General features: G+C 34.4%; 2 protein-coding genes. Both read left to right on the forward strand.

From position 1 onward, the window contains the following. Positions 1-338: 338 nt before the first annotated feature. A complete protein-coding gene (locus DQ356_RS11030) occupies positions 339-1,133 on the forward strand; it encodes a cation transporter (RefSeq protein WP_042347232.1) in 795 nt (264 codons plus the stop codon). Between the two features lie 187 nt (positions 1,134-1,320). After that, positions 1,321-3,018, forward strand: coding sequence for an ATP-dependent nuclease (locus DQ356_RS11035; RefSeq protein ID WP_114304554.1), 1,698 nt, complete (start codon positions 1,321-1,323; stop codon positions 3,016-3,018). Positions 3,019-3,135 lie beyond the last annotated feature (117 nt).

Genomic DNA, 3,135 nt, shown 5'->3' on the forward strand with positions numbered 1-3,135 from the left:
GTCCTTAACTCCTCCGGAGATTTTTTTTTGTAGCCATTTTATATGTTTTTTAGGGTTTAATAAAAACAAAATTACTAAAACGGTGAATGGGAAAAGCTACCGGAGGTTTAGTTCAACATGGGTTTTGCAAGATGCGGGGTTGAAGGAAATCTTAGAAATATTCTAGAAAATACCCGCAAAAAACCATTTCATTTTTTTTTGTTAATTTGAAAAAATGAAAATGGTTTTTGCTAGAGATTGGTTCTCCTCCCGACTTTCGGTTTACAGTAGCCCGCACCTCGCAAAGCCCTTTCCCGTTAGCAGTAATGGTAGGACGACCCAACAGACAATGAAGTGATATGCAAAAAACGACATTTAAGATAACAAAAATGGACTGTCCATCCGAAGAACAAATGATTCGGATGAAACTTGACGATTTGACAAATATTCAATCGTTAGAATTTGACATACCCAACCGACTTTTACACGTTTTTCATATAGACAATAATGAACAAATTTTTCAGCGACTTGACACATTAAAATTTGACACTTCAATTCTCTCGACTGTTTCGGTTGACAATTTTACAGCAACTGACAATCAAAATGACGAAAGAAAAACCTTATGGACTGTTTTAATAATAAATTTTTTGTTTTTCGCCATTGAAATTGTAACAGGACTTATATCAAACTCAATGGGCTTGGTTGCCGACAGTTTAGATATGCTGGCTGACAGTATTGTTTATGGACTTGCATTAATTGCTGTTGGCGGAACAGTAGTCAGAAAAAAGAATATCGCAAAATTTGCAGGATACTTTCAAATCCTTCTTGCTGTAATTGGTTTTATAGAAGTAGTCAGACGATTTATTGGAGTCGAGAAAATGCCTGACTTTCAAACAATGATTTTCGTTTCGATTGTAGCGTTAATAGCTAATGTTATTTGTCTGTATTTATTGCAAAAGAGAAAAAGCAAAGAAGCTCATATGCAAGCAAGTATGATTTTTACTTCAAATGACATAATCATAAATTCGGGAGTAATTACAGCAGGACTTTTGGTTAATTGGCTCAATTCAGGTTATCCCGACTTAATTATTGGAGCAATTGTATTTGTCATTGTAGCGAGAGGAGCTTACAGAATTTTACAGCTATCAAAATGACGACTAACAAGACAACGGAAGAAACCACTACTGCTAACAGCGGTTTTGCGTCAGGCGGGGGAAACGGCTTCGTATGACAGTTTTTCGTAACTTTGAAGTTTACGGCTTCGTAAGGAAGTTTTGTGCTAAAAACCCGCCCGAACGCAAAGCCGCAAACCGTTAGGCGTCATTTTAACAAGACACATAAATGGAAATAGAAAGTATCACATTAAAGAATAACCAAACAATTAACTTAGGAAAAATTTCAATTCTAGTTGGTGCAAATAATGTTGGCAAATCTCAAACTTTAAGAGATATTCAGCAAAGAATGCAAATTGGTTTAGCAAGCAAGTTTGTTTTACTAAAAGAAATTAATTTCCGAAAGCCACATAATTTTGAAGACTTATTCACAAACCTAAAAGTTTCAGATAGCCAGCATAGTATTGGACAGAAAAGAATAGTTGGAATCAATAACAATATGACTGGTCAAGACAGTTTTGAAATAAACTTCGAACATTCAAAATATCAATTCGAACAACAGCCAAATCTTGATTGGGTTTTGGGGAACATTAGTAAATTTAAAGTTTCACATTTAGATTCTTCTTCAAGATTAAACCTCATTAGAACTACAAACTCATTTAATCCTGACACAGAAGAGCCAGCTAATATTCTTCAAAATCTATTTTTACAAAAAGAAAATGAAGAATTATTGAAAATAGCATTTAATGAAGCATTCGGAATGGAAGTAATGCTTGATTATAGCGGTCTTAAGGACTTTTGCTTAAGAGTTGCAAAAGAGTTTCCAGAAATTCCAGAAGACCCTCGTAAAGCGTATCTAATTACCAAAGATTTTAATAAAATAGACAATCAAGGAGATGGTTTTAGAAGTTTTGTAGGAATAGTTTTAAGTCTACTATTCTCAAAAGATAGAATAGTACTCTTAGATGAACCAGAGGCTTTCTTACATCCAGCACAAGCAAGATATTTAGGGAAATGGATTGCCGACAATTCAGATAAATTATCAGGTCAATTAATAATCTCAACGCATAACTCAAACTTTCTAAGTGGATTATTGCAGAGTGATAAAAAGGTCGACATCTATAGGTTAAACAGAAATGAAGATGATACAACTTTCAAACTTATTCCCCCCGAAGCCACTGAAAATCTATCAAAGTCTCCGATGCTTTCAAGTCAGAGGGTTTTAGAAGCCATATTTCATAAGGCTGTAATTGTTTGTGAAGCTGATGCAGATAGAATTGTTTATCAAACTGTTTCAACGTTGCATCACAATAACCAAGAAATTCTTTTTGTATATTCACATAACAAGCAGACTTTAAAGGATGTAGCTTCGTTGTTAATTGCTACACAAATTCCTGTCGGTGTCATTTCCGATATTGATTTACTAAATGATGAGACTGACTTCAAAAATTTATTTCTTGCCGTTGCACAAACTGAGATTTCGCCAGAGCTATTAGCTAAACGAACTGAAATTGCGAAATCGGTTGACAATACATCGGAACAACAAGCATTAGATAAACTAAAAGAGAATGTTACTGAGTTTCTTGAGCAATTAAATAAAAGTGAGCACTCCTTTGGAGGAGCAAAAGGGGCACTAAATAGAATTAGAAAAGAAACTTCAAAATGGACTTTTCCTAAAAAAAATGGACTTGAAGGATTTGAAGATGCAATAAAACCAAGAGTTGTAGAACTTATAGCAGAACTTAACGAAAAAAATATTTTTATAATTCCCGTTGGCGAACTTGAAGGATGGATGGATTTAGGAACATCAAGAAAAAACAACTGGATTGTATTAGCTCTCAACGAAATATTTGCTAAAAAAACTTCAGAAAGACTAATTGAATTTGTGGGAATGATTTTAAACAAAGTAACAAAAAACGTCGCCTAATAACTAAGCTTTCGTCTTGTCCGCAGGACACAAGATGAAAGCCTGTTGAACGGAACCTTCGGGAGCTTTTTTGGCAGTCTATGGAGTTATCGTTTTTAGAATTTAGATACACAAAGC

Source organism: Chryseobacterium lacus (assembly GCF_003336205.1).
GTDB lineage: Bacteria > Bacteroidota > Bacteroidia > Flavobacteriales > Weeksellaceae > Chryseobacterium_A > Chryseobacterium_A lacus.

What these genes read in the sequence shown, in the direction of transcription:
- DQ356_RS11030 (WP_042347232.1), top strand. Translation starts at nt 339, where the DNA reads ATGCAAAAAACGACATTTAAGATAACAAAAATGGACTGTCCATCCGAA.
- DQ356_RS11035 (WP_114304554.1), top strand. Translation starts at nt 1,321, where the DNA reads ATGGAAATAGAAAGTATCACATTAAAGAATAACCAAACAATTAACTTA.